Here is a 26,522-nt window from a genome sequence, read left to right on the forward strand (position 1 = left end):
CGGGTGTCCGGTCGGCAATGACACACACTTAACAGCCTTCCAGCCTCATCCCCCGTTCCATGGCCGAAACGTATACGGAATCCCGATCATCTTCGCGGTTAACTCATCATATGAAGTCAAATCATTTCTGGAAAGTTCGCTCAAGGATCGCTTTCCCATCGCTCTTAAAGCGATTTTAATTTCTTCGGTGCTGGCTGACAAAAATTTCTCGGTCGTTTTAGCGCCTTCCTCCATATTAAATTGGTTTTTGAACTTGCCCTCGTGCCAAACAACTTGAGTTGGCGGTTCAAAAGGCATGGCACGGGTTACTTGCGTATGTGAAAGCGCGAAAAGGATGGCCGATCCCAAGTAAACGGCGTCGGCTCCGAGGGCAAGCACTTTTAAAAAGTGGCCGGGGACCAAAAGTCCACCCGAGATAATTAAACTTACCCGCTTCTGCATTTTTCTTCTTTTTAAATGATTGGATGCCCGGACAACCGCGTGCAGTGTCGGGATGCCAAAGTCATCGGCCAGGATGGGCGGGCTGGAATGTGTGGCTGCTTGCGCCCCGTCTATCGCGATAACATCAACACCCATTTCCAGCAAGTGATCAATATCTTCTTCAATTTTTCCGCCGGCTCCTATTTTTACCCCTATGGGAACACCGTCAGTTAAACTTCGAAGTTCATCAACAAGCTCCTTGAGGTCTTTTATTGTTTGGTCATCGAAAAAATGTTCATGGATAATGGCGTCTTCATCTTCTTGCAATTCCATTATTTTGCGGGCTTTTCCCGTCAGATTTTTCGGTGATATTTTAGAACCCATTCCCAATTTTGCACCTTGCCCGAGCTTAATTTCAATCATGTCTGCACGCTTAATAATCTGCTCATCTTTTCCCCATTCGGTTTTGGAAAACTGTAAAATGAATTTTCCGGCTTCGTTTAATTCCTCTGATAAAATGCCGCCTTCACCTGAATTGATTGCTGTTCCAATATTATTGGCGGCTGTCGCCAAAGCGACTCTTGCTTTTTCGCTAAGTGCCACTCCATAAGCCATTCCGCCGATCATAAGGGGTATTTTGATCTTCATTGGCTTTTTTGCCTTTGGTCCGATTGTGACACTTACATCGACTTCTTCTTCGGTGGATACCGGAAAAGGTGTCGTTTGCGCGGGAATAAAAGTAATGGGATCAAAATGCGGCCAGCTTTTTGAAGATCCCAGCGGCCTGTTCAGAAGATCTCCCGTCTCCGCCCGCAAATTATTCTCGAGCGTATTTTGAATACCCATATGTTTTAGACCAGGCAATAATTCAATAATATTTTCTTGGTAGCTGTCTGTGAAAATGATTTTTCCGACCTGTTTTACGATTTGTTTCATCATCCAACGCCAGCCAATGATCAACAATAAAAATGCCATCAATAAAAAGGCGACGATTCCAAATGTTATATAGGACAACATAATCGGCATGTTCTGGTCCTCCAGCAAGTTTTAGGAGATGTGTCCTTTTATTATGACTCAGAACCGAAAATCTATGTCTATAAGAAAGCTTGGCATAGAAGCTTGGTCATTCGAGCAAATTAATGTCAATCAAGATGGGAAGGAAACGAAAAATGGGCATATATAAAAAAGGCACACTTGCAACAGCTACAAAGTCCAACATACAGCAAAACGATACAATGCACATCGGTAAAAAGGTCGAACACCGGCCTTGGCCACTACCTTCCAATAAATGGATTATGCGCCAAGTCTGGAGGAATGTATTGTTTCTCCATTGGCCCATCAAGCCCCGATTGATAAGGCCGCATCTTCCGTCTGAGCTGGAGATTGATACTTTTGAAGGTTTTGCCTGGATGGGGATCGTGGCGTTTACAATGAAGGGGATTTATTTTCGGGGACTGCCTTTCTCGGTTGTTCCGTTTTTTCCCGAAGTGAATGTCCGTACATATGTCGTTTATAAAGGGAAACCTGGTGTGTTTTTTCTCTCTCTTGATGTAGACGACTGGGCTTCCCTCAACATAGCGAAAAGATGGTATCGCTTGCCGTACAATCCGGCAAACATAGAAGTGCGGACTGGCGAAAACGGCGCCATCCAATATAAAAGTGTCCGTAAAGCGGGCAATCCGTTGGCGTTTGAGGGAAGCTGCATCCCAACCAACGATACTTATTTTTCCGAGAGTGGAACACTTGATCATTGGCTTACCGAAAGATATTGCTTTTATACAACCCGGAACGGAAAAGATATTTATCATGGCGACATACATCATCTTCCATGGCCTTTGAAAAAGGTAGATGTTCATATCAATCAACATACTCTCTTTTCCCCATTCAATATTCATGTTTCCAACGATCCTCCCATCGCTCATTTTTCGCAAGGAGTGGATTCGCTAATGTGGAATGGAAAAAAATTAAAGGTGGACTAGCCTTCTTTCATTTTTCAAAATTCTTCATGACAGTTTCTGCTATCACTGTATAAAAAATCCCATTTGTAAAAAGATAAAAGAAAGCTTGAATGGAGGGAATTGGCTTGATTCGGAATGTGCAGAAGTTGTTAAGGAAAAAACGCAAAAAACAACAGGCGAATAATGTGCAAATTCCCAAGCCTCAAGAGGTTCTGTTTAAAGATTTTAACAAAAACGTTGAATTATTCCGTTCGGTTTACAACCATTGTTCCGATGTCGTATTTCGGGAGTTCTGTTTATTTGGCAATGTGCAAGCGATCATTATCTATATTGAGGGGCTTGCCGATACGGAAAAAATTGATAATCATGTTCTTTCTCCATTGATGCAAAAAAAGGACTCAGAGCCCCGGCAGCCAAGCATTGAGTTTATTGAAAGCAACGTATCCGTATCTAAGACAAAGAAACTGAGCCTATGGGCGGATTGCATCGAATCCATTTCAACAGGCAGCTCCATTTTACTGATGGAAGGGGAGAATCAAGCCCTCTCTTTAGGCTTAACCAAGTTTGAAGCCCGGGCGATAGAGGAGCCTGAGGCTGAAAAAGTGTTAAGGGGACCGCGTGAGGGATTTATTGAATCTCTTCAGGTAAATACGGCCATGCTGAGGCGCACAATTAAAAGTCCCGCCCTTAAAATACAATCCATCAAATTGGGGAAATATTCAAAAACAAGCGTTGTGTTGGCTTATATGAACGGGATTGCTAACCCGACATTAATTCAAGAAGTTGAAAATCGGTTAAAACGGATTGATATCGATGGCTTTATTGATACTAACTATATCGAGGAGATGATTGAAGACAACCCATTCTCCCCTTTTCCTCAACTAATGGCAACCGAACGTCCGGATGTGGTCAGTTCCAATATACTGGAAGGACGGGTAGCCATTTTGGCAGAAGGGACCCCTTTTGCATTGGTTGCCCCGACTACTTTTTTTTCGTTGCTGCAGGCGCCTGACGATTATTATGAACGTTACATTGTCGGCACGGTTATCCGCTGGCTCCGTTATATATTTCTGTTTATTTCACTTGTGCTTCCGTCCCTGTATGTGGCCATTACAAGTTTTCATCAGGAAATGATACCGGACCCATTGCTGCTCAGTATTGCGGCCGCGAGAGAAAACGTTCCCTTTCCTGCATTAGTAGAAGTGGTGATCATGGAATTGATGCTGGAAGCATTGCGTGAAGCGGGTGTTAGGCTACCTAATCAGATTGGCGCCGCAGTCAGTATAGTCGGGGCCCTCGTCATTGGGCAAGCCGCAGTTCAGGCAGGATTGGTATCGGCTCCGATGGTGATCGTTGTGGCGACGACGGGAATCGCATCCTTTATGTCCCCCCACTATATTCTAGGATATTCTATTCGTCTTCTTCGCTTTCCAATGATGGTTCTGGCGGCGACTCTGGGTTTGCTCGGTATTATGATGGGTATATTGGCTCTCGTCATTCATTTATGTACATTAAGGTCTTTTGGAGAACCTTACTTGGCGCCGCTGGCGCCATTGAAAAAGCACGAATTGAAAGACGTCCTGTGGCGGGCACCCATATGGGAGATGGATAAGCGCCCACATTTCGAAAAAGACATGAACGAATATCGGCAAGCACCAAACCAAAAGCCGGGTCCGCTAAGGGGAGGGGAAACCGAACATTAAGGAATGAAGTGAGGAAAATAGCATGAGGAGCCCATATATAACGAAGGCATTTGTTTGTATCATTTTAATGTCCATGATTGTTTTATTGGGTGGTTGCTGGGACAAGATAGAAATTGACGAACTTTCTATTGTGACTGCAACGGCGATTGATAAACATGATGACGGGCAGGTGGAAATTTCCCTAGAGATCTTTATTCCAAAGTCAATGAGTGGAAGCAATCAAGGAGGCGGCGGAGCAGAGAGCGGTGGCGGGCAGACAACGATGGTTATATCTCACAAAGGGAAGAATATGGCCGATGCTCTGTCGAAGCTGGAAGCAGAGCTGCCGCGCAGGATCTTTTGGGGCAGCTGTAAAGTATTTATTTTTGGCACAGCTGCCGCAAAAGATGGGATACAACATTATCTGGATTTCCTTCTTCGGCATCCGCAGCCAAGAGAACGGGCTTTTGTGTTTGTCAGTGAAGGAAAAGCAAAGAAAATAATCGAACAAAAAGCGGTCATAGAACGCTATTCGGCGCAAACGATTCATAAGAAGGCCGATGCCGGTCATGGCTTGACCATCACACTTCAGGATTTGGAGAAAATGATTACGGATGAAGATCAAGGAGCCGCTCTTCCTTATTTAAAATTAAAAAATGAACAAACAAGTGCGGGGAAAGTCTCAAAGTTACCGAATATACATGGAATGGCCGTGTTTAAAAAAGAGCATTTGACTGGAATAATATCTGAATCGACAACAAGGGGATTACTATGGCTGAGAGGAGAGATTGAAGAGTACACCGTTAATGTCAAACCGAAACATGAACAAGGAGTAGTATCCATCGTTCCGGTATTGACTAGAGTGAATTTATCACCAAAAATTCAAGGCGGGGAATGGAAAATGATTGTAAACATCAAAACAGAAGGTACAGTCGTTCAAAATAGTACAAGTTTGGACATGGCTCATAAAAGCTCGGAAAAAAAGATCCAACAAGCCTATCGGAAAATGATCAAACAGAGAGTGACAGCAGCCATAAACGAATCACAAAAGCTAGAAGCGGATATCGTTCATTTTGGGAAGGAATTCCACCGGAAATATCCCGAACAGTGGAAAAAAGTTGAAAATCGCTGGCAAGAAATGTTCCCGAATGTAAAAACGGAACTGGTCATTGAAGCACACATTCGCAGGCCGGGATACATTCATAAACCGATAAAAACAGAGGAAAGGTGAAAGCATAATGGCATGGGGAAGTTTTTTTGGAACAATGATGATCGTTTTGGTGATCATGTTCCTCCAATGGCCAAAAATCAAACAAAACCCCACGAGAGATAAAGCGGCTTTTATTGTTCTTCTCGTGATTGGCCTCCTATTATCCATGTTTGATCTTCAGCATATGAAAGGTCCCGTCACACTAGTGGATGTTATATTTCAACCGCTTGGCAAGTTTTTATAAAATGCATGCTGTTTCATCATTTTTGTGAGGGAAGTGGACGTAATGGAAAAGGGAAAAATTTCAGCTTTACAAATGGCCATGCTGCTGTATCCTACCATTATTGCCACAGCGATCCTTTCGATGCCTGCAATTTCAGCCAAATATGCAGGGAATGATTTATGGATATCCCCCATCATTTCATCTGTTATCGGTTTTTTGACTGTGTATATTGCAGTCCGGCTCCATCATATGTATCCCGGAAAAACAGCCATTCAGGTTTGTGAAGACATCACCGGGCGAATACCGGGCAAAATAATCGGCTTTATCATTCTGTTCTTTTATATCGAAACTACGGGGACGATTACGAGAACTTACAGCGAATTCATTGTCTCGTCTTTTTTATTCAAAACACCTCAGATCGTTGTGATTTCATTAATGGTGCTGCTTTGCGCTTTTTGTATACATGGGGGCTTGGAAGTGCTGGGCAGGACTGCCCAGCTGCTTTTCCCACTCTTGGTACTGCCCATTTTTGTTGCCATTTTGTTTTTGGCCAAGGATTTTGATTTTGGAAATATATTACCGATTCTTGAAAAAGGGATAGTGCCACCTCTTAAGGGCTCAGTTGCGCCGGCTGGATGGTTTGCGGAATTTTTCTTAATTGCCTTCTTGCTTCCTTTTTTATCAGATAAGAAAAAAGGAATGAAATACGGAATGATGACGGTGTTAGGCGTCACAGTTTCGATCGTAATTGTCAATCTGATTGTTCTTTTTGTACTGGGAGTCACGACTGCAAACAAGTTATATCCTCTGATGAATGTTGTCCGCTATGCAAAGTTAGCAGGTTTTTTCGAAAATATGGAAGCTGTTGTGATGGCTGTTTGGATTGTAGGCGCATTTGTTAAAATATCCGTGTTTTATTATGCGGGAGTATTGGGAACAGCTCAATGGCTGGATCTTTCTGATTATCGGCCGATTATATGGCCTGTGGGGATCTTTGTGGTACAATCTTCCTTTTGGGCAGAGGAGAGCATGATGGATATAACCCGTTACATACTTGTCGGATTTCCGTTTTATTCCATATTTGTTCAGGTGATTATTCCGGCGCTCTTGCTGATGATCGCTTTTTTCCGAAGGAAGAAAGTGAAGCCAAAAACGCAAAAATGACGTTTAAAGAGTGAAAGAAGCGTGAATATATTTTGTAGCCAAGTAACACCTCCACTCATACAAAAAGCACTTCAGGCCTTTCATTCGCCTGAAGTGTTTTTTTATGTGTGAATCTCCATTGTGGCTCCGGTTTTGACTGTCATGATGATCATTTAGCAAACTGACAAACACGTCCGCCATTTGGGGTAATGCTCTTATCTCTTTTTAAAAAATTCTCGTACAAGATACCCGGATTGTGGAAAGTGAAGCCCAAGCTGCCATGAGCCGACACCTCTGATTCGGTATTGGACTGCCAGTTGAAACTTGGCGGCGCGCGCCCTTACATCTTCAAACCAAACGACATGCCTTCTGCCTGATTCATCCCAGTAGGTGTAGTGCGGCTGTTCAAATTCCGCGGAGTATTGGATAGGGACTTGGTATCTCATCGCCGTCGCAATGGCATTGGATACGGAAAAAGCCCTTGCACTTATCACATCCCCGTTGGCCATGGTCCAGTTATATCCGTACCGTGGGACTCCGAGCACAATTTTATCTCGTCCCATTTTGGTCAGTGCATAATCCAGCGTTTTTCGCACCTCTGTTATGGGAGCAACCGGACCAGGAAGGCTGCTCGCTTCATGAAAGTCATAGGCCATGATAAAGACAAAATCCACCGCGGCGCCGATCCCTCCATAGTCAAAGCCACGCAGCCATGGAATATCATCCGATGTTTTGGCGGGTACGGCGACAGAAAGCTGGTATCCTTCCGGTTTTAAGCGATTTCGGAGTGCTGCCAAAAAGCCTGTATATAAATCCCGTTCACTCTCAAGGATTCTTTCAAAATCTACATTGACCCCGGCATATCTTTTGCTTTTCACGAGGTTGTATATATTGTCGATGACGCGCTGTCTTATTTGGGGATCGTTTAACACTCTTCTCGTCAGTTCGGGGCTGAACCCGGCTTCTGTCAAATTAGTGATGACGACGATCGGCCTTGACTTATTTTCCCAAATAAGACTAATAAGCTGCTCATCGTTCAAGGTGCTTAAATTGCCATTTGGTAAAATATGATATTCAAAAATGCCGAAGTTGGAGATAAGCGGCGCGAAGGTTTGTACATTCCTCCGGTTTCTTTCAGGGGTGGAAGGCGTTAAATAACTTAGCCCTTCTTCAGAATACTTTTCCCGTGGAGGCAAGTAGAGCTCCATGCCTATCGTTAGTTGACCAGATGGCAATCCGTTATATAGCCGTATCGTTTCCGCCGGGACGAATGCCAGTTGAGCAATTGAGAAGAGGCTGTCCCCCGGCTGGACGATATACAAATTGGAGGGAATCAATAAATCCTGTCCGGGAACAAGCCGGTCCGTCCTCAAGCCGTTCGTTATTCGCAAACTCTCCATGGTAATCCGGAACTTTGCCGCGATAGAGAACAAAGAATCTCCTATTTTTACGACATAAATAAACATACGGCACCCCATTTCCTTGCAATCGGTAATCGCTCATACACCATGTATATTCGGCTGGATTGTTGTTATGAACAAGCAAGGGGGAGATTTTGATAAAATGAAAAACATACTAATCTTAGTATGTTTTTTCTATCCAGTCACGTTTGCTTTTGGTTGATTAAATTTTTTAGTGTAATAGGCGGAAAGGCCAATAATGACAGGCGTTAATAGAATGGTAGGCAAAAACCACAGCAATATGCTGACAGATTCAATATTCAACAAGCGCGGTGCTCCAAAAACGGTAAATGCCGTGATGGTGGCAATGGAGCAGCCGAGCATACCGCTAAGATGTTCAAACCACCAATGCATTTTTCGGGTCGGTTTAGAGAGCCAATACCTCAATTGGATGGATGCCAGAAAAATCCCGAGCAGCGGAAACCAAGCCAGCAAGGAAAAATCATGCACGAAACCGTAAATGCTGATTCCGATTGCCGATACGAACAGCGTAACAGAAAACCCTACATCAAGCCAATGCCGATGCCTCTCTGTCCTCCTTTTAAAACGAAGCACCCGAATTCCGTAATAGGCTGTTGAAGAGCTTAAAATCCCTATAAAAATTAAAAACAAGGAAAAGGAAATAAGTTCTGGTGAACTGCTTGGATCCAAAATGCGGAAGACCCCCATATAAAAGGCGGAAACAGATACGATGCTCATGCCGATCACATAAATCCATCCGGAAACAACGTGAACTTTTCCACCTTTTTTCGTCACTACCGGAACCCAAAAAGTAAATAAAGCCGTAAAACCTCCCACGATATGCAGTATTCTCATGAGAATAAACAATGTCACTGAAATTCCTCCTATGTAAAACGGTGTAGGTGTTATTGTAACAAGTTTTGCTGAGTGTATTCTGAAACATGGAATCTATAAGTCAAAGGGGAGACTGCCTCCTCTTGTGTTTTGTTAATAAAAAAGATGTTTGCGATCCATCCGCTCTTTCATTTTACCTAAAAAGACAACAAATGAAAGAACTGTCATACCAAACCAAACGAGCAGCATAACCGCAGCCAGAACGGGCAAGATTGTCAACTCGAATACCGATCGTCCCATCCCGGTTTGTAATCCGATCAGCACAATGGCCGACATCCAGGCGATACCGCCGATATGAGTCCATCCTTTTTTAAAACGGCTGCTTGCTTGAGATTGTTGCAGGAGCCAACCGGGTATAAGCAATGTCTGTAACGCATGATATCCAATCCCATGTAGGACAATGAGATTTCCAGTATCACCTATGTGCCTGCCTTGAAGCAAACTCATCACTAATCCGGCCATATTGGCTATTAAAACGGAGAGAAAAGCATAACGGATTGCCAAGATAAACGAATTTGATTTGATGCGAAAAAACCGTACTGTAAGTATCAGGCCTAATAGGATCAGCAATAAAGAAACAACGCCAAATAGTGCTCCGGCGACGAGATCAATCACCGAGCCTTCTCGTGAAAACCGGGGGTTGATTCCACGAAAATGCTGCACTGTTTCAACTCCATATGCATATAAAGCCCCTGCGATAAACATCCAGCGTACAATCTTTCTTTTGCGCTCTTTATATTCTGTAAACGGCAAAATAGCGGCGACCGACAAGAAAAAAATACCAATAGCCGCATGAAAGGAAAAGGCATCCTGTAAGTTTCCTTCAGGCCAAACGATTGGCCCTCTTGCCAAAATGACAACCGCTATGGTTGCTGCCAGCAAAAAGCCGATCATACTTGTGACAATAAGCCATTTCTCACCTTCAAACAGCCGATGATTGGACATGAAAACACCCTCTTTTCTCGTTTTATTTATCAATAAATAAATGATTTGGTAAAAAAAGAGCAAATGTTTATTTTTATTGCTCCAATTCCGCGACAATTTGTGGTAAATTCAATACTTCCGTTACCGTGATCAACAGCCCAGTACTGATAAAATGGGAGGCTATATTTTTGGCATCGGGAATTCCTGCCTGGTTAAACTTTACTGTAAGAGACTCCCACATCTTCAAAAACAAATGGCGGACATGTTCCCGGATTCCTTTTTCCGGAATAGCATAAGCCTGCATGACCAATAAAACTTCTTTCCGGTGAGTTTCGACCACCTCCGCAAATGCGCAACCCATCGCTTCGAGCAGTTGATCGGCTGGGGCCTCGACTTTAGCAAACAAATCATAAATCCGGTTAAAAGCACGGTCAATGACAGCTTTGAATAACTCTTCCTTGTTTTTAAAAAAGTGAAATACATACGGCTGAGTGACTCCTGCTTCCTTGGCAACAAGCGCAGTGGTCGCCTTATAATACCCCCTTTCAGAGAAAACACCAACGGCATTTTCAATAATGACCTCTTTTTTATCTTCACGAACAGCCACTAAGAATCATCCTTTGCGATTTTTATTTATCAGTCAATAAATAAATTATAAATTCCGTTTATGTTATTGTCAATCCAAGATTCATTCTTGCCAATGAATTTGGGTAGGAGAGGCCCTGTATCAGGATGTGCTTGAGTTAGTTCAATGCGGCGGCATTCAAATATAATGACGGGTAAGACGGGCGTCCTATACAGCAATAAAAAGCTTGTAGAAAAAAACACCCATTTTTTCTCTACAAGCTGGCGAAAAAGGTTACGGTCAGTTTCCAGATGTAATAAGCGCAAAGGGGCGCAAGTTAGGATCAATGGCGATCATTTTTTGTGATTTTTTCAGATGATATAGCATGAAATTTACTGCGATGGCATCAAAAAGCTTTCGCTTCTCCGTTTCCTGTTTCATACGTAAAGTCAATAAAGCCCTCTCAGCCGAATGCGTTTAAGTGGTTCAGCGAAACCGTTAACTAGCTGGCTTTCCGAACGTCCAGATTTTCCCCGAGGATTAACAAATATATGCGAAGGCCAACTCCATCCATAAAGCGCACGAGAGAAGCTTTCGTACCCCCGCATACTTCATTAGTTGGCTGATGCGGAGATTGGAAAGAAATGTGTAAAAGACCTACGTTTTTCTTACGATAAAGTTATCTTCAAGCAGAAGCCAGTTTTGCGGAAACGGGTAGCCGAGAACCCAGTAACTAATGCCCCGCAAACCATATTCTTTTACCAAGTTAAATTTGGCTTGGGCACTTCTCGCGTCCTCAAACCAAACTTCATGCCGACGCCCTTGTTGGTCTGTGTATCGGAAAAACGGACTTTGAGCCCTTTCATCGTATTGAATGGAGGCTCCGTGTGCAACCGCGCGGCGTATGGCTTCCTGCATATCAAACGTTTCTGCTTCCTGCCCTTGAACGTGGGGGAGCAGCCAGTCTCTGGCATAAAGCTGGAAGCCCATCATTATTTTATTTCTTGGTATGACCGTAACGGCATAATCTATGACACGGCGAATTTCATTGAGAGGTGATATGGCCATCGGCGGTCCCAGTCGATAACCCCATTCATAGGTCATGAGGATGACAAAGTCGACAATTCTTCCGTGTGCTGGATAGTCGTGTGCTTCATACAAAAGCCCCTTTTGCGTTCCGCTCGTTTTGGGAGCGAGAGCAGTCGAAACGAAATAACCGAGTGGATGCAGGCGATTTACAGCTTTTTGTAAAAATTGATTGTATGACTCCCTGTCTGTCTGCCTTACATTTTCAAAGTCGATGTTCAGGAGGCGATATCCCTTATCATTCATGATTTGAATGATATTGGTTAATAGGCGGTCCTGGAGTTCCGTGCTTGACAAGATCGTATGTGCCAATGTCGTTCCGGGATCACGGAAAGTAAAGTTTGTAACACACATCATCGGGACGACACGTTCTTCAACAGCAGCTTGAATGGCCGGCACATCGTTAATGGGTTCAAGTCCCCCGTCAGCCTTCATAATATAGGCAAAAGGACACATATAAGTAAGATGTTCCCCTACTTCCCGTACCTCCCGGGCACCCGTTTCTCCCATATTAATGATATAGGCATTCACATCAATGACAGGTTTGGGAAAAGGGATCGTCAGTACTGTGCCGGCAGTAATCAAGTTCGGATCTTCAATTTGATTTTGCGTGACAATTTGCTGCACCGTCGTACCGTACCGCTGGGCGATCTGCCATAACGTTTCACCGGTCTGTACCGTGTGTACCCGCGCCGGGATCACTAGCACATCCCCTACTTGGATGACAGAAGGATCGGCCAATTGATTCGCACGTACGATCGCATCCAGCGGAACGAGATACCGTTGAGCGATTTGCCAAAGTGTCTCACCCCGCCGGACGATGTGTTGGATGGCCCCAACTGGTATTACAAGCGCCTGGCCAACAACAAGCCGATTCGGGTCCGGCAACTCATTCACCGAAGCAATTTGTGAAATCGTGCTCCTATAGCGGCGGGCGATCTCATTTAACGTCTCTCCTCGTGCAACGACATGAATCATCATACATATCCACTCCTAAACAAGTTCATATGAATAATGTATGCGGAAAAAACCTCAGCAAGAATAAAAAGAACCGTTGCAATTAGGGAGAATACCATGGCTGCTTAAAACTGTATAGTACAAAACGAAAATACTCGTGGGTGAGTGGGAATGTCTGCGAATGAGTGGGCATACCCGCGCATAGAGGAAAATACCCGCGCATAGAGTGAAATACCCGCGTATAGAGGAAAATACCCGCGTATAGAGTGAAATATCCGCGTATAGAGGAAAATACCCGCGTATAGAGGAAAATACCCGCGCATAGAGGAAAATACCCGCGTATAGAGTGAAATCCCCGCGCATAGAGGAAAATACCCGCGTATAGAGTGAAATATCCGCGTATAGAGGAAAATACCCGCGCATAGAGGAAAATACCCGCGTATAGAGTGAAATATCCGCGTATAGAGGAAAATACCCGCGTATAGAGTGAAATCCCCGCGTATAGAGGAAAATACCCGCGTATAAGGGAGAATACCCGCGCATAGAGTGAAATCCCCGCGTATAGAGTGAAATACCCGCGCATAGAGGAGAATACCCGCGTATAGAGTGAAATCCCCGCGTATAGAGGAAAATACCCGCGTATAGAGTGAAATCCCCGCGCATAGAGAAAAATACCCGCGTATAACGAAAGAAACGCCCGGCTTCAAGCCGCGCGTATGTTATAGCTTATCTGATACTTATATATATGACCATGATAACGGTGGCAAGCAAGATCCGGTAAATCGCAAATGGAATTAGTTTGATCCGGTTGATGAGCGCCAAAAAGAAGCGGATAGAAATCCAGGCAAAAATGAACGCACTAATAAATCCGACCGCAAAAAAAGGAATAACATCCGCCGTCAGCACGTCCATTTTCTTTAACAAAGAAACGGCGCTGGCTCCGGCCATGATCGGAACGGCCATAATAAAAGTAAAATCGGCGGCTGCCCTGTATTGTAGGCCAAGTAGCACTCCGCCCGAAATGGTTGAACCGGAACGAGAAAAGCCGGGCCACAAGGCGATGCACTGAAATAAACCAATGAGCAAAGCTTGCTTGTAATTGATGCCATCTAGCGGAACGCCTTCATGGGAGCCTTTGGTCCGGACTTCCCGCTGTACTTTCCAGTCAGCAAGAATCATTAATATCGCTCCTCCGACAAGCCCAATCAGAACCGTTTCGACCGAAAACAAATATGTATCGATGAAATCCTCGAACAACAGCCCCAAAATCATTGCGGGAATCAACCCGACAATCACATGTGTTAAACGGAGCCGACTCCCTTCCATCGGAACTTTTGATGAGCTGCGCTTGTTAATACCGATCAAACTTAATAGCCGTTCCCAAAATACGATCACGGCCGCCATGACCGAACCGAACTGGATGACAACTTTAAACGTATTAGCCACTTCTTGGGATTCCAGCAATTCAGCAGATTTTAATAACATATCATCCACAATAATCATATGCCCCGTAGATGAAACAGGAGCAAACTCTGTCAGCCCCTCCACAAGGCCGAGTATCAATGCAACGATTAAATCCCAAATGTTCACGAAATAAATCCTCACTTTCTGTACGGATTCTCTCATTATAGCATTCTATATTTAAATATATGATGGTAAAATGAGAAATTGTCCATAAGGTTGCTAAACTCGCGATGAACAGAGTAATATGAAGGAAACAATATGTTTGGGAGGTGTCAAGAAGATGAGATTATATTTTGATCTTTTTGAAAACGACCAGCCTGCAACTATTCATCCTGAGTCGAGGGGTGAATAGGCGCTTTCCAACTTAAGCCTCCTCGTCTTGGGAAAATACTTTTACAACATTTTCCTATTAAAAGACGGAGGTATGCAATCTATGAAGAAAAGTATCATCGGAGCGATCTGTTTATCATTGGCGGCAAGTATGTGGGGCGGTATGTATGTCGTCAGTAAATATGTACTCGATTTTATTCCGCCGTTTACACTTGTCTGGCTGCGTTACATGATTGCGTTTATTTTTTTGTATGCCATTTTATTTGCCGTTCAGAAAAAAAGTGGTCAACGCCAGATGATGGCAAAAACAGATTGGCTTTTGCTTGTCTGGATTGGATTTATCGGTTACTTTGTGTCCATCTCATTCCAATTTATTGGGACAAAATTATCCGATGCCCATACGGGATCTTTAATTACTTCGGCTACGCCGGCGTTTATCGTCATTTTTGCGAGGTGGGTGTTAAAGGAAAAAATTACGCCGCGAAAACTCATTTCCATGGTGCTGGCGACATTGGGCGTCACGATTGTGATCGGATGGGATTTTCATGTCGGCGACTATTTCTGGGGTAGTTTGATCCTTGTTGGAGCGGCCGTTACGTGGGCGTTATTGTCGGTTTACGTAAAAGTTGCGTCAAAACGGCTGTCGTCATTGACCACCACAACCTATGCCATTTTATTTGCGCTCGTCTTTACGACGCCGGCCATGCTGTGGGAGCTTCAAGCCAATGACATTTTTTATGAAAGCCCGCTCGTTATTTTCGGCATCCTGTACTTAGGCATTGTTTCGACTGCCGGGGCCTTCTTTCTTTGGAATAAAGGCTTGGAGCTGATGGATGCGGGAGTCGGCTCATTGTTTTTCTTTTTCCAGCCGATTGTCGGGTCTTTCCTCGGCTGGCTGCTTTTAAACGAACAATTAAACGCCAATTTTTTTATTGGTGGTGCATGTATTGTGCTGGGAGTTGTCATCATCACTTTCCAAAAAGAAGGGTGAAACCGTTTTATGGTTTCCCCTTTTATTTTCAAATGGGAACGTACACAGTCAATTGTAGTAAAATATGAATATTCTACGTATAATAAAGCAACTTCCTGCTCTGAAAACTGCGTTCACAAAGGTTTCTTTATGTAAAAAGAAGAAAAAGTGGTATATTGATTAAAAAAATAGAAAATGGTGGCGTTGCCATGGCAGAGCTTTGTCGAAAATGCGTAGGGTACCCGTCTTTTGGATGATACAAACAAATGGCTTTCCGATGGATGGTGAAACGTTTGTTGTCACGTGCCTTGACCGCTTGCGGTTTCATAATTGAAAAAGAATTTTACAAAATAAATCACTAAAAAAGCAGATGTTTTTCATATTAATAGTATAATATATGTATAAAGAATGTCCGGGTACGCGCCGGACAAAAAATTTCTTAATCAGGAGGTGTACACCTTTCTTTGAAAGGTGATCCATTTGGACGTTGTCAGTTTATTGTTGATTGTCATTTTAATTGGATTAACCGCGTTTTTCGTTGCGACGGAGTTTGCCATCGTTAAAATTAGGAGTTCACGAGTTGATCAGCTCGTCGAAGAAGGCAAACCGGGGGCGAAGGTGGCCAAGCATGTTACTACGCACATAGATGAATATCTATCCGCATGCCAGCTCGGCATTACGGTCACGGCTTTGGGAATAGGTTGGCTTGGTGAACCGGCTGTAAAATCATTATTGGATCCGTTGTTTCAAAAAATGGCGGTCGGAGCTTCCGTCTCCCATATTTTATCGGTTACGCTTGCGTTTTTCATCATTACCTTTTTGCATGTCGTTGTGGGGGAGCTGGCGCCCAAAACCGTTGCGATCCAAAAATCCGAGATGGTCACGCTGCTTGTTGCCAAACCGATTAAATGGTTTTATAAAATCATGTTTCCATTTATCTGGGCGTTAAATGGCTCGGCCCGACTGCTGGTGAGGATGTTTGGTCTGGAGCCGGTGGCTGAACACGAAGTGTCCCACTCCGAAGAAGAGCTTCGAATCATTCTTTCTGAAAGTTTTAAAAGCGGTGAGATCAATCAGACGGAACTGACGTATGTGAACAATATATTTAAATTTGATAATCGGATTGCAAAGGAAATTATGATTCCCCGAACGGAAATGATTTCGTTTTCAACGGAAGATCAAATGGAAGATTTGCTCGGGGTCATCAAGGATGCCAAATTTACTCGTTATCCCGTTTATGAAGGCGACAAGGATAACATTATTGGAATTATAAACATAAAAGATATGCTGCTCGCACAGATCAAGGATCCCAAGGTAGATATGAAAGCGGATATTACACAGTTCATAAAGCCTGTAATCGTTGTGATTGAGACGATCCCGATCAGTGAGCTGCTCTTAAAGATGCAGCGGGAACGCACACATATGGCAATTCTGCTGGATGAATATGGTGGAACTTCCGGCCTGGTCACCGTCGAAGACATCGTTGAGGAGATCGTCGGCGAAATCCGGGATGAATTTGACGCAGACGAGGTTCCAGATGTGACAAAAATTGCGGACGACCACTATTCATTCAATGGTAAAGTACTCATTCATGAGGTGAATGACTTACTTGGAACAAATCTGTCAGATGAAGAAGTGGATACACTCGGTGGTTGGATTTTATCGCAAAAATTCGATGCGCAAGAGGGGGAAGTGCTTCATTTTGACGGATTCAGCTTTAAAGTAAAAGAGTTGGATGGGCATCAAATCCAAATTGTCGAGGTTCTGAAAGAAAATGCCCCGAAACTGGAGACGTTGCAATACCAGAATGAAGGTTAATCGATTTCGGAGGGAAAACGCCTGTCACACTGAGGTGACCCCTAAAAGTTAAAGTGATATGGTAAGCAGTCTATTGGCTGGAATGAAGACGGTACTAAGCCGGACTCATGCCAGCCCATTTCTGTTTGAGGCGTTTAGTATAGCGGTAATGATGTATGTCTCAATGTTCTCTTTTAAGTCTTCGTATGTGCGGGCTGCTTCCCCTGCATACATCTCCTGTTTCAATAGCGAAGAAAGTTTTCCATTGGCGAATTGCCTATGCGGTATCCTTTGCGGGACATGCTTTAAAATACTGTGTGATACTTACGGGTCTTGACCCATTTCCAGTGTTGATAATGCCATCCTTGTCAGCGTGGATGGTTGTCCGATATTTGAACCTTTTACAATTTGAAGTGCGTCTTTTAACAGTATCATTACAACATCCCACATCTTTAAAAGGGAAAAAGAACTCAATGAATTGGCAAAAAACGCGCTGGATAGTTTGCAAGACGCAAATAGTGACGCCTTGGGGCTTGGAGAAAGGGTAACACTTGGAAGAGAATCAATTGTTTATTCCGAAATTCCGATAAACACAACGTTTCAAGTAAAAATTCATAGTCAGGGCATGATACATGAAAGGGAAGTTTTCAAAGTGCTTCCACTTTCTAATTGACATCATATATGATTTTAAATATGATAAAAGTATGATGAAAAAAGAAAATAAACAACAAAGAGCCTATCGAATCATTAAAGCGAGAATTGTGGAAAAGGTGTATGCGCCGGGTCAAAGGATTGTCATTGATCAACTGTCAAGAGAACTTGCGACAAGCTCCATACCAATTAGGGAGGCGATCCGTCAACTGGAAGCGGAAGGGCTGATCGAGTACAAACACAATGTGGGTCCAGTCGTTGCGCCAATAAATGAGTCTGAATATTACGATAACCTAAAGATTCTTGGCGTGCTTGAAGGGTACGCTGCGGCATTAAGTGCCCCCTATATTTCAGCTGCCAAAATCATGAAGTTAAAAGAATTAAATGAGCGAATGAAGGAGGCGCTTGAATATTTCGATATCCACTTATTTGCCAAGCTGAATGCAGAGTTTCACCAGTTGATCACCCGGGAATGCCAAAGCAAAATATTATACGATACGATTGCCGGGATTTGGAAAAAGCTCGACTCCATTAGGGGAATTGGTTCAACACTGTATTCGGTTCGGGTAAAAGAGTCAATCGAGGAACATGAAAGAATCATCTTTTTATTAGAGAAAAAATCCGATTTAAAGGAATTGGAAATGTTTGTCCGTGAACATAAATTTAAGACAGCGGACGATTTCGAAAGACGACGTTCGCTGAGGATGGAATCGACTGGTGAGAACTAAAGAGCATGGAATGCTCTTTTTTTCCACGTTCGTCTTGAGTCGTGAAATGCTCGTGTTTCAGGAACAAGCGCAACTAAGCAGCCGGTTGCGTCTAAAGGGTTTAATGAAGCTTGTCGGCACGAATGTGAAAGCGCTAACAACAACACGAAGGATCAGGGGATTGACAAAATATATGAAATCATATATGATTTAATTGTTCAGAAAATTTTAAAGGGATTAACATAACAGGAGGGTGACAAAATGTCGTTTGAAGAAGCGAGGTTAAGATTAAGAGGTTCCATGGCTCCGGTCGTAACTCCGTTTAATGAAGATGAAAGTCTTGATTTGGAAACGTTTAAAAGTTTGATTGATTGGCAGATTGAAAATGGCAGCCACGGCATTTCCGTGACGGGAACGAGCGGGGAGCCCAGCTCATTGACGGTGGAAGAACGCCTGACCGTTATGGAGACCGCAAAAAAAGCGGTTGCAGGGAGGGTTCCATTCGTTCCGGGGACGGGTTCCGTCAATCATAATGAGGCATTGAAACTGACAAAAGCGGCACAGGAAATGGGGGCGGACGGAGCGCTTGTCATTGTGCCATATTACAACCGTCCGAATCAGCAGGCGCTTTATAATCATTTCAAAACAATCGCCGATTCCGTGGATATTCCAATTATTTTGTACAACATTCCGGGCAGAACGGCAGTCAACCTTGAAGTGCAAACAATTGCGCGCCTCGCGGAAGATTGCCCGAATATTATCGGCATTAAAGAATCAAACAAAGACTTTGAACACGTTAACCGTGTTTTATTAAGAGCGGGACGTCATTTTAACTTATATTCGGGAATTGAACTGCTTTGCTATCCAATGCTGGCCATCGGCGGTGCGGGCCACATTAGCGCCACATCCAACGTAGCACCGAAGCAGGTCGCTGAAATTTACAACGCGTGGACAGCAGGCGATGTTCAACGCGCGCAAGACATGCACTTTGAAATGATGGAGCTAAATGACGTTCTGTTCAAAGATACGAATCCGGCTCCGGCGAAAGCGGCACTTGGCATGATGGGTAAAATCAAGCCGGTGTTGCGCAAGCCAATGGCCCTTCCTTCTGAAGAGTTGCAAAAAGAAATTCGCCAAGTGTTGAAAAACTACGGGATTTCCCTAAAAGACGAAATCAATGCCTAAGTTGGGAGGGAAGTTCCCTCAAGCTTAAATCATCATTAAGGAAGGTGAACATGTTGGAACAAAAAACAGCGGAACAATCAGCTATCCGAAAACATACAAAACAGCCTGATATTCAACAATATATCAATGGAAGATTTGTTGAGTCTGAGAGCGGTGCCCGGTTTGTCAATCACAGTCCATTCACGAATGAAGTGATCAACCATGTTTCCAAAGGAAGCAAGATGGAGATCGACAAGGCGGTGGCTGCGGCAAAAAAAGCATTTAAAGAAGGGCCTTGGGGAAAAATGAAAGTTTCCGAGCGCATGAAATATATTGAACGAATCGCCGACCTGATCGACGAAGAAGCAGAAGAGCTTTCATACCTCGAATCACTTGATACGGGACTGCCCATTGCGCAGACGAGGAATATGGCGGCGCGTGCGGCAGAGAACTTTAGATTCTACTCGCGCATGGTGCAAACGAGAATGCACGGCGAAGCCTATATGCAAGACAACGAATTTGTCAACTATACCGTTTACAGTCCGCTCGGTCCAGTCGGATTAATTACTCCGTGGAATGCTCCGTTCATGCTCACAACGTGGAAAGTGGCGCCGGCACTCGCAACAGGTAATACCGTTATTTTAAAACCGGCGGAATTGTCACCGCTTACAGCGAATAAACTGGCAGAAATCATTCATAAGGCGGAGCTTCCGGAAGGTGTTTTTAACATCGTGCATGGGTTCGGGGAAACAGCGGGAGCCACGCTCGTAGCACATCCTGATGTGGAAGCGATTTCTTTTACGGGGGAAACGGTAACTGGCTCAGCGATTATTAAAAACGCTGCGGATACATTGAAAAAGACTTCCATGGAACTGGGTGGAAAGTCTCCGCTCATCGTTTTTGACGATGCTGACGTTGACCGTGCTCTGGATGCGGCCGTCTGGGGCATTTTCTCCTTTAACGGTGAGCGCTGTACGGCGAATTCGAGAGTGTTCCTTCATAAGAACATTAAAGATACATTCGTCAAAGCGCTAAAAGAAAGGGTTCAAAATATTAAGATTGGTGATCCGATGGATCCTGCCACGCAGTTGGGGCCGCTTATCGACAAAGGCCATTTTGAAAAGGTAACAGGCTATATTGAAATTGCCAAGGAAGAAGGCTGCGAGGTCTTTCAAGGAACGGTTCCAGAGGAGCTGAAAACAGGAAATTATGTGCCTGCTACACTACTGCTCAATGCCACGAACGACATGAAAATTGCCCAAGAAGAAATTTTCGGGCCGGTTATGGCGGTTATAGAGTTTGAAACAGAAGAAGAAGTCATTGCCTATGCCAACGATGTTAAATACGGACTTGCCGGTTATGTGTGGACAAATGACATAAAACGCGGCCACCGTGTCGCCCAGGCAGTAGAAGCCGGAATGCTTTGGATTAATGCGCAAAACGTCCGGGATCTCAGAATTCCGTTCGGCGGCATGAAAGCAAGCGGAATTGGCCGTGAAGGCGGACATTACGCCATTCTGGAATTTTACACAGAACCAAAAGTAATACATGTTGCCATCGGCGACCATCGTATTCCCCAATTTGGAAAATAGAATGAAGGAGCGTGAAGTCCTATGCCAGCTAAAACAGGCAAAGAATATATCGAACGACTGAAGAAGGCAAACAACAACGTATACATTCACGGGGAGAGAGTGGATGATGTGACGGAGCATCCAGCATTTAAAAATGTAGTGCAATCGATGGCTTATTTGTACGATCTTCAATATGAAAAGCCTGAAAAAATGCTTTATACATCTCCGACAACGGGAAATCAAGTGGGCATGACGTTTAAAGTGCCGGAAACAATTGATGATATCATCGCACGCCGGGAAGCGATCCAGGAATGGGCGCGTACTTCCGGCGGCATGATGGGCCGCTCTCCGGATTATATGAATGCCGAAGTTATGGCGGCCGGTGCGGCGAGCGAGTTTTTTGCGGAAGGGGACCCGGCCTTTGCCGATAATGCGAGAAAATATTATGAATACGCCCGCGAAAACGACCTTAGCCTGACGCATACGCTCATTCATCCGCAAGTGAACCGCGCCAAAGCCCAGGCTGAGCAAAAAGACGCAAATGTCGCATTGCATCTTGTGGAGAAAAAGAGTGACGGCATTATCGTTGATGGTATACGATTGCTCGCGACACAGGGCGCCATTACAGATGAAATTATCGTCTTCCCCTCTACAGTCAACAAATCCGGAGCCCAAGATGATCCGTACTCACTGGCTTTCGCCATCCCGAATAATACGCCCGGCCTGAAATTCCTTAGCCGTGAAGCATTTGATTATGGTAAAAGCACTTGGGATCATCCGCTTTCATCCCGTTTTGAAGAAGGAGATGCGGTTGTATCGTTTGAACATGTATTTGTACCTTGGGATCGTGTCTTCGTTTGCGGCAATTCCGCGATCTGCAATCGGACATTTAAAGAAACAAATGCCGTTGTTCACATGTCACACCAGGTTGTTTCTAAAAATATTGTCAAAACAGAATTCATTCTCGGTGTCGCATTGAGCATCATGGATGCAATCGGGATTGATCAATTCCAGCATGTCCAGGATAAAGGCACAGAAATCATGCTCGTTCTTGAAACGATGCGCTCTCATATGTACAAAGCAGAACATAATGCCAAAATTGATAAATGGGGAGTCATGACACCAGATTTTGCAGCTCTTGACGCGGCACGCAACTGGTATCCGCGCATTTACCCGCGTCTTGTGGAAATTGTCCGTATCTTGGGGGCTTCCGGCTTGATGGGCATTCCAACGCAAGATGACTTCAATCATGAAGAAATTGGTCCCATACTTGATCGTGGACTTCAAGGCAAGCACTTGAATGGCTATGAGCGTGTACAATTGTTCAGGCTGGCCTGGGACTTGACTTTGAGTGCGTTCGGTGCAAGGCAAACACACTATGAATACTACTTCTTTGGAGATCCCATCCGAATGGGCATGACTTATTTTAGCGGATATGAAAAAGAACCATATAAAGAATTTGTAACGGACTTCCTAAAAAAAGAGAAATCGGCCAAACCTCATTTTATAAATGCATAAGGGGGAACCATCGTGAACTTTAATATCGTTCGCTGTGCAAGAGTTGTTTTACACGTTACGAATCTGGAGGCATCAAGAAAATTTTATGTGGATACATTGGGATTTATTGAAACGGAAGCAGATTCCGAGAATCTTTATTTACGAGGACTTGAAGAACATAATCACCACAGTATCCATTTGAAAAAAGCCGTGAAGCCCGCGGTAGAGGCACTAAGCTACAAAGTGGCATCAGATGCTGAACTGGATGTCATTGCCGAATTTTTTACAGAGAAGGGATATAAAACAAAGTGGATCGCGGAAGGAAAACAGCTTGGGCTTGGCCGCACCCTCCGGGTCCAAGACTTATCGGGACTTCCGCTTGAGTTTTTTGCCAAGATGGATCATGTCGAGCGCCTGTTGCAACGGTACGACCTGTACAGGGGGGCTCGTATTCAACGAATTGATCATTTTAACTGCATGGTCGAAGATGTCGAAAAAGCCCAACATTTCTATATGAACGAACTAGGATTTGCTTGCTCCGAATATACAGATACGAAAAAAGGGGAAGTATGGGCGACTTGGCTTCACAGAAAGCAAACGGTTCACGATCAAGCATTTATGAACGGAGTTGGCCCACGTGTTCATCATATCGGCTTCTGGCTTCCCGATCCGTTGGCGCTCATCCATGCTTGCGACGTCCTCGCCGCTTCCGGCTATAGCAAAAGCATTGAAAGGGGCCCGGGCCGCCACGGTTTATCCAATGCCTTCTTTCTCTATTTGAGGGATCCGGATGGCCATCGCATTGAGTTATACAGCGGCGACTATTTGACGAGTGACCCTGACTTCAAGCCGATTCGCTGGGATGTTGACGATCCGATGCGTCAAACATTTTGGGGACATGCGGCGCCTGACTGTTGGTTCAACGAAGCATCAACTGTTCTGGACGTAATAAGTGGAGCAGAAGTGCCGACAAAAGAGCCGAAACTTGAAAAGCGCAAGCCTGAATTTATCATATAAAAAAGATGTATATGGGAGTAAAGAAAAAGGGGGAGTGAACGTGGATGATCGTCTGTTTAGAACAGCGATGGGGAAATTTGCGACAGGGGTGACCGTTATTACGACAAAGGTAGGCGAAGCGGTTCATGGAATGACAGCGAATGCCTTCATGTCTGTTTCGCTAAATCCAAAGCTTGTCCTTATTTCCATTGGCGAAAAAGCAAACATGAACCGCCTCATTAAAGAGTCCGGAACGTTCGCCGTAAGTGTTCTGAATGAGCGTCAGCAAGACATGTCTGCCTACTTCGCAGGCCAAATCAAAGAAGAACGGAAGATCTCATTTGACACATTTAACGATATGCCGGTCATTCCGGACGCATTGGTGAATCTGACATGCGACGTCCATCAATCGATGATCGCCGGAGACCATACACTCTATATCGGCGAGGTGACGGATTTGCGCGTCCAGGACGGAGAGCCGCTCGGATTCTTTGAAGGAAAGTATAAAAAAGTCATATAACGGAAATCCCGCCCGTTCCGGAAACGGACGGGATATTTCTTAGTAGCGAGTATTTTGTTTGAACTGGATAGTAGTCTGCGGATGTGGCGAGTATTTGTAAATTCTCGCGAGTATTCTTCAAATCCGATTCGTATTTTACCTAATGTATGAGTACTTCGCTAAAGTGCGCGGCATAACGTTAAGGGAAATAATCAAGGCCAGAAAAGAGGAGTGAGAACATGAGTCTTGTAAAAGCCAGCCTTCGGGGGCTTGGTGCTTGGGATGATGTGCGGGCTAATTTGGACGAATTTGTGGTAGAACTACATGGTGACCAGCAGCCGATTTCAGACATTACCTGGAACCCGCCTGTCAGTGGTACAGTTTATGGCGTTTTGTTAAACTATCAAGGCCAGTACGATAAATTTCGGGAACAATTTCATCAACCGCCTTACAAACAGCCACCAAAAGCACCGATCCTTTATATCAAACCTGCCAATACATTAACGGGATGTAACTGCCCGATTCCGCTTCCTGCCGGAGAAGAACGCCTTGAAATGGGTGCAGCGCTTGCTGTTGTAATCGGAAAAACGGCGACCCACGTCAAGGCGGAGCATGCATGGGACTATATTGAAGGCTACACGATCGCTAATGATGTCAGCATTCCGCATGAAAGTGTATATCGCCCGGCGATTAAGCAAAAAGCACGGGATGGATTTTGCCCGATTGGTCCATGGATTGTTTCCAAGGATGATATTGTTGACCCCGGGCAGCTCAACATTCGTGTTTATATAAATGGCGAGTTAAAGCAAGAAAATAACACGAGAAACATGATCAGATCGATTCCAACATTAATCGAAGATGTTACGGACTTTATGACGCTGAATCGGGGAGATGTATTGCTTGCCGGAGTTCCGGAAGGAGCACCACTTGTCGGAAAAGGCGACCATGTCCGCATTGAGATTTCGAGAATCGGCGCCTTGGAAAATACCATTGCTCCGGAACAGAGGGGAGAGTCGAAATGAGGAAAGCTAGAGTGGCGTGCTTTGGCGCTGTCCATGAAGCGGCTGAAAAAAATGGCGAGCTAGAATTATTGGACGGCCGCCTTGTTTCCCATAATGAGGTTGTTTGGCTGCCCCCGGTTGAACCGCGAACTGTATTTGCCCTTGGCCTGAACTATTCCGACCATGCCAGCGAGCTTGATTTTAAAGCTCCGGAAGAACCGCTCGTCTTTTTAAAGGGACCGAATACATTTGTTGGCCATAACGCTCAAACACGCCGTCCACAAGATGTTACGTTTATGCACTATGAGTGCGAGTTGGTCGTTATTATCGGGAAAAAAGCAAAGCATGTAAAGCGTGAAGATGCCTATCAATACGTCAAAGGCTATACGATTGCGAACGACTATGCCTTGCGTGATTACCTGGAAAACTATTATCGTCCCAATTTACGGGTGAAAAACCGTGATACGTGCACGCCTATTGGCCCGTGGTTTGTCGAAGCTTCGGCCATTCCAGACCCGATGAACCTTGCGCTCCGTACATATGTAAACGGAGAACTCAAACAGGAAGGATCAACGAAGGACATGGTTTTTGACATTCCGTTTCTAATTGAATACTTGAGCAGCTTTATGACACTTGATGAAAATGATCTGATCCTGACAGGTACGCCTAAAGGAACCGTCGATGTTGTTCCGGGAGATGAAGTCGCAACCGAGATTGAGGGGCTGGGCAGGCTCGTCAATAACATTGTTGGTGATGAAGTTTTTTCAAAACGTTAATTGGCTGGAAGTTTATTCGACGGAATGAAAGCGTAACTCGCTTTAAGTATAAGTGCAACTAGGCAAGTTTTCTTTACTGTAAAGGAGGAGGGTTTCATGCCTCACGTCATAGTGGAGTATACGGACAATATAAAAGGAGAAGGGCATATTGGCGAACTTCTGGAAAAAATCAATCAGTCTCTTCTCAAAAATGACGGTTTATTCCCGATCGGGGGGATTCGAACAAGGGCTGTCGAGCTGAAGGATTATGTCGTTGCGGATGGAACCGAAAACGATGCTTTCGTACATGTCACACTTAAAATTGGCGGAGGCCGCTCCGAAGAGCGGCTTGTTGCTGCCTGTGACAAACTATTTGCTGTTATCGAAGATCATTTCGCCGCTTTATTTGAAAAAAGATACTTTGCTCTATCGATGGAAGTAGCCGAATTCACAAGACCAACATATAAAAAGAACAATATTCATAAACGATATAAAAAGTAATGCCGGGACTCGCTTTTATCCCGCATGTAAGGTGCCGTAGACTCCCACATCAAAATCTTGAGTGAATACAAAAGGTCTAAGTGTGAGAAAACGGCACCTAAATGCCCGATTGGTTCAACTAACATTCAGTAGGAGA

24 protein-coding genes are annotated in these 26,522 nt (G+C 44.4%); 17 read left to right on the plus strand and 7 right to left on the minus strand.

Translation table 11 applies throughout. The annotated features are described in order from the left end of the window. Nucleotides 1–45: 45 nt before the first annotated feature. Complete coding sequence (locus JOC94_RS11940) at nucleotides 46–1,437, minus strand: FMN-binding glutamate synthase family protein (protein ID WP_408021920.1); 1,392 nt, start codon at nucleotides 1,435–1,437, stop codon at nucleotides 46–48. Nucleotides 1,438–1,589: 152 nt separating this feature from the next. Between JOC94_RS11940 and JOC94_RS11945 the strand changes: the two genes are divergently transcribed. From JOC94_RS11945 to JOC94_RS11965, 5 genes are all read left to right on the plus strand, one after another. Further along, on the plus strand, nucleotides 1,590–2,399 hold the full coding sequence (locus JOC94_RS11945) for a YqjF family protein (protein WP_236017076.1): 810 nt from the start codon (nucleotides 1,590–1,592) through the stop codon (nucleotides 2,397–2,399). A 104-nt stretch (nucleotides 2,400–2,503) separates the two neighbouring features. Next, nucleotides 2,504–4,081 (plus strand): spore germination protein, encoded by a 1,578-nt coding sequence (locus JOC94_RS11950; protein WP_077114520.1) that lies wholly within the window; start codon nucleotides 2,504–2,506, stop codon nucleotides 4,079–4,081. Nucleotides 4,082–4,103: 22 nt separating this feature from the next. Further along, nucleotides 4,104–5,291 (plus strand): Ger(x)C family spore germination protein, encoded by a 1,188-nt coding sequence (locus tag JOC94_RS11955; RefSeq protein ID WP_077114522.1) that lies wholly within the window; start codon nucleotides 4,104–4,106, stop codon nucleotides 5,289–5,291. 7 nt (nucleotides 5,292–5,298) lie between these two features. Continuing rightward, complete coding sequence (locus JOC94_RS11960) at nucleotides 5,299–5,514, plus strand: hypothetical protein (RefSeq protein ID WP_077114524.1); 216 nt, start codon at nucleotides 5,299–5,301, stop codon at nucleotides 5,512–5,514. 42 nt (nucleotides 5,515–5,556) lie between these two features. Next, a complete protein-coding gene (locus JOC94_RS11965) occupies nucleotides 5,557–6,657 on the plus strand; it encodes a GerAB/ArcD/ProY family transporter (protein WP_077114526.1) in 1,101 nt (366 codons plus the stop codon). A gap of 194 nt (nucleotides 6,658–6,851) precedes the next feature. On the opposite strand, the gene JOC94_RS11970 is transcribed toward JOC94_RS11965, so the two are convergent. The 6 genes from JOC94_RS11970 to JOC94_RS11995 form a co-directional block, all read right to left on the minus strand. Further along, a complete protein-coding gene (locus tag JOC94_RS11970; protein ID WP_077114528.1) occupies nucleotides 6,852–8,102 on the minus strand; it encodes a glycosyl hydrolase family 18 protein in 1,251 nt (416 codons plus the stop codon). A gap of 129 nt (nucleotides 8,103–8,231) precedes the next feature. Continuing rightward, the gene (locus JOC94_RS11975) at nucleotides 8,232–8,930 is read right to left on the minus strand and encodes a DUF2306 domain-containing protein (RefSeq protein ID WP_253191991.1); all 699 of its coding nucleotides are present in this window, start codon (nucleotides 8,928–8,930) and stop codon (nucleotides 8,232–8,234) included. A 114-nt stretch (nucleotides 8,931–9,044) separates the two neighbouring features. After that, nucleotides 9,045–9,896 carry a hypothetical protein gene (locus tag JOC94_RS11980; protein WP_077114530.1) on the minus strand — a complete coding sequence of 284 codons (852 nt, stop codon included), beginning with the start codon at nucleotides 9,894–9,896 and terminating at the stop codon, nucleotides 9,045–9,047. A 73-nt stretch (nucleotides 9,897–9,969) separates the two neighbouring features. Then, entirely contained in the window at nucleotides 9,970–10,482 is a 513-nt protein-coding gene (locus JOC94_RS11985) for a TetR/AcrR family transcriptional regulator (protein ID WP_077114532.1), read from the minus strand. A gap of 615 nt (nucleotides 10,483–11,097) precedes the next feature. Then, a complete protein-coding gene (locus JOC94_RS11990; RefSeq protein WP_077114534.1) occupies nucleotides 11,098–12,507 on the minus strand; it encodes a LysM peptidoglycan-binding domain-containing protein in 1,410 nt (469 codons plus the stop codon). Nucleotides 12,508–13,209: 702 nt separating this feature from the next. Beyond that, nucleotides 13,210–14,073 carry an undecaprenyl-diphosphate phosphatase gene (locus JOC94_RS11995; RefSeq protein WP_077114561.1) on the minus strand — a complete coding sequence of 288 codons (864 nt, stop codon included), beginning with the start codon at nucleotides 14,071–14,073 and terminating at the stop codon, nucleotides 13,210–13,212. 307 nt (nucleotides 14,074–14,380) lie between these two features. Here JOC94_RS11995 and JOC94_RS12000 point away from each other — a divergent pair, with 307 nt between their 5' ends. The 12 genes from JOC94_RS12000 to JOC94_RS12055 all read left to right on the plus strand — a co-directional run bounded on the left by JOC94_RS12000 (nucleotide 14,381) and on the right by JOC94_RS12055 (nucleotide 26,386). Further along, nucleotides 14,381–15,268: a DMT family transporter gene (locus JOC94_RS12000; protein WP_077114536.1), complete on the plus strand. Its 888-nt coding sequence runs from the start codon at nucleotides 14,381–14,383 to the stop codon at nucleotides 15,266–15,268. 459 nt (nucleotides 15,269–15,727) lie between these two features. Next, nucleotides 15,728–17,065 carry a hemolysin family protein gene (locus JOC94_RS12005; protein ID WP_077114563.1) on the plus strand — a complete coding sequence of 446 codons (1,338 nt, stop codon included), beginning with the start codon at nucleotides 15,728–15,730 and terminating at the stop codon, nucleotides 17,063–17,065. A gap of 683 nt (nucleotides 17,066–17,748) precedes the next feature. Continuing rightward, nucleotides 17,749–18,423: a GntR family transcriptional regulator gene (locus JOC94_RS12010; RefSeq protein ID WP_236017077.1), complete on the plus strand. Its 675-nt coding sequence runs from the start codon at nucleotides 17,749–17,751 to the stop codon at nucleotides 18,421–18,423. Beyond that, complete coding sequence (locus JOC94_RS12015; protein WP_077114538.1) at nucleotides 18,413–18,616, plus strand: hypothetical protein; 204 nt, start codon at nucleotides 18,413–18,415, stop codon at nucleotides 18,614–18,616. The genes JOC94_RS12010 and JOC94_RS12015 overlap by 11 nt, the downstream gene beginning before the upstream one ends. Before the next feature lie 47 nt (nucleotides 18,617–18,663). After that, a complete protein-coding gene (gene hpaI / locus JOC94_RS12020; RefSeq protein ID WP_077114540.1) occupies nucleotides 18,664–19,587 on the plus strand; it encodes a 2,4-dihydroxyhept-2-ene-1,7-dioic acid aldolase in 924 nt (307 codons plus the stop codon). 50 nt (nucleotides 19,588–19,637) lie between these two features. Then, on the plus strand, nucleotides 19,638–21,158 hold the full coding sequence (gene hpaE, locus JOC94_RS12025; protein ID WP_077114542.1) for a 5-carboxymethyl-2-hydroxymuconate semialdehyde dehydrogenase: 1,521 nt from the start codon (nucleotides 19,638–19,640) through the stop codon (nucleotides 21,156–21,158). A gap of 21 nt (nucleotides 21,159–21,179) precedes the next feature. After that, nucleotides 21,180–22,655 carry a 4-hydroxyphenylacetate 3-monooxygenase, oxygenase component gene (gene hpaB, locus JOC94_RS12030; RefSeq protein WP_077114544.1) on the plus strand — a complete coding sequence of 492 codons (1,476 nt, stop codon included), beginning with the start codon at nucleotides 21,180–21,182 and terminating at the stop codon, nucleotides 22,653–22,655. Between the two features lie 12 nt (nucleotides 22,656–22,667). Next, nucleotides 22,668–23,651, plus strand: a complete 984-nt coding sequence (hpaD, locus tag JOC94_RS12035; RefSeq protein ID WP_077114546.1) for a 3,4-dihydroxyphenylacetate 2,3-dioxygenase — start codon at nucleotides 22,668–22,670, stop codon at nucleotides 23,649–23,651. 40 nt (nucleotides 23,652–23,691) lie between these two features. Beyond that, the gene (locus JOC94_RS12040; RefSeq protein ID WP_077114567.1) at nucleotides 23,692–24,150 is read left to right on the plus strand and encodes a flavin reductase family protein; all 459 of its coding nucleotides are present in this window, start codon (nucleotides 23,692–23,694) and stop codon (nucleotides 24,148–24,150) included. A 218-nt stretch (nucleotides 24,151–24,368) separates the two neighbouring features. Continuing rightward, nucleotides 24,369–25,151 (plus strand): fumarylacetoacetate hydrolase family protein, encoded by a 783-nt coding sequence (locus JOC94_RS12045; protein WP_077114548.1) that lies wholly within the window; start codon nucleotides 24,369–24,371, stop codon nucleotides 25,149–25,151. Further along, nucleotides 25,148–25,906: a fumarylacetoacetate hydrolase family protein gene (locus JOC94_RS12050; RefSeq protein ID WP_077114550.1), complete on the plus strand. Its 759-nt coding sequence runs from the start codon at nucleotides 25,148–25,150 to the stop codon at nucleotides 25,904–25,906. The genes JOC94_RS12045 and JOC94_RS12050 overlap by 4 nt, the downstream gene beginning before the upstream one ends. Nucleotides 25,907–26,002: 96 nt before the next feature. Next, nucleotides 26,003–26,386, plus strand: a complete 384-nt coding sequence (locus tag JOC94_RS12055; RefSeq protein ID WP_077114552.1) for a 5-carboxymethyl-2-hydroxymuconate Delta-isomerase — start codon at nucleotides 26,003–26,005, stop codon at nucleotides 26,384–26,386. Nucleotides 26,387–26,522 lie beyond the last annotated feature (136 nt).

It is taken from the genome of Siminovitchia thermophila (assembly GCF_016909185.1).
GTDB classification, from domain to species: domain Bacteria; phylum Bacillota; class Bacilli; order Bacillales; family Bacillaceae_C; genus Siminovitchia; species Siminovitchia thermophila.

Bases quoted from the DNA above. Each gene is read 5' to 3' on its own strand.
- JOC94_RS11965 (WP_077114526.1), top strand. From the start codon at position 5,557: ATGGAAAAGGGAAAAATTTCAGCTTTACAAATGGCCATGCTGCTGTAT.
- JOC94_RS12050 (WP_077114550.1), top strand. From the start codon at position 25,148: ATGAGGAAAGCTAGAGTGGCGTGCTTTGGCGCTGTCCATGAAGCGGCT.
- JOC94_RS12010 (WP_236017077.1), top strand. From the start codon at position 17,749: ATGATGAAAAAAGAAAATAAACAACAAAGAGCCTATCGAATCATTAAA.
- hpaB (WP_077114544.1), top strand. From the start codon at position 21,180: ATGCCAGCTAAAACAGGCAAAGAATATATCGAACGACTGAAGAAGGCA.
- hpaI (WP_077114540.1), top strand. From the start codon at position 18,664: ATGTCGTTTGAAGAAGCGAGGTTAAGATTAAGAGGTTCCATGGCTCCG.
- JOC94_RS11960 (WP_077114524.1), top strand. From the start codon at position 5,299: ATGGCATGGGGAAGTTTTTTTGGAACAATGATGATCGTTTTGGTGATC.
- JOC94_RS12045 (WP_077114548.1), top strand. From the start codon at position 24,369: ATGAGTCTTGTAAAAGCCAGCCTTCGGGGGCTTGGTGCTTGGGATGAT.
- JOC94_RS11945 (WP_236017076.1), top strand. From the start codon at position 1,590: ATGGGCATATATAAAAAAGGCACACTTGCAACAGCTACAAAGTCCAAC.
- JOC94_RS11955 (WP_077114522.1), top strand. From the start codon at position 4,104: ATGAGGAGCCCATATATAACGAAGGCATTTGTTTGTATCATTTTAATG.
- JOC94_RS11970 (WP_077114528.1), bottom strand. From the start codon at position 8,102: ATGTTTATTTATGTCGTAAAAATAGGAGATTCTTTGTTCTCTATCGCG.
- JOC94_RS12000 (WP_077114536.1), top strand. From the start codon at position 14,381: ATGAAGAAAAGTATCATCGGAGCGATCTGTTTATCATTGGCGGCAAGT.
- JOC94_RS12055 (WP_077114552.1), top strand. From the start codon at position 26,003: ATGCCTCACGTCATAGTGGAGTATACGGACAATATAAAAGGAGAAGGG.
- JOC94_RS11980 (WP_077114530.1), bottom strand. From the start codon at position 9,896: ATGTCCAATCATCGGCTGTTTGAAGGTGAGAAATGGCTTATTGTCACA.
- JOC94_RS11940 (WP_408021920.1), bottom strand. From the start codon at position 1,437: ATGTTGTCCTATATAACATTTGGAATCGTCGCCTTTTTATTGATGGCA.
- JOC94_RS11990 (WP_077114534.1), bottom strand. From the start codon at position 12,507: ATGATGATTCATGTCGTTGCACGAGGAGAGACGTTAAATGAGATCGCC.
- hpaE (WP_077114542.1), top strand. From the start codon at position 19,638: ATGTTGGAACAAAAAACAGCGGAACAATCAGCTATCCGAAAACATACA.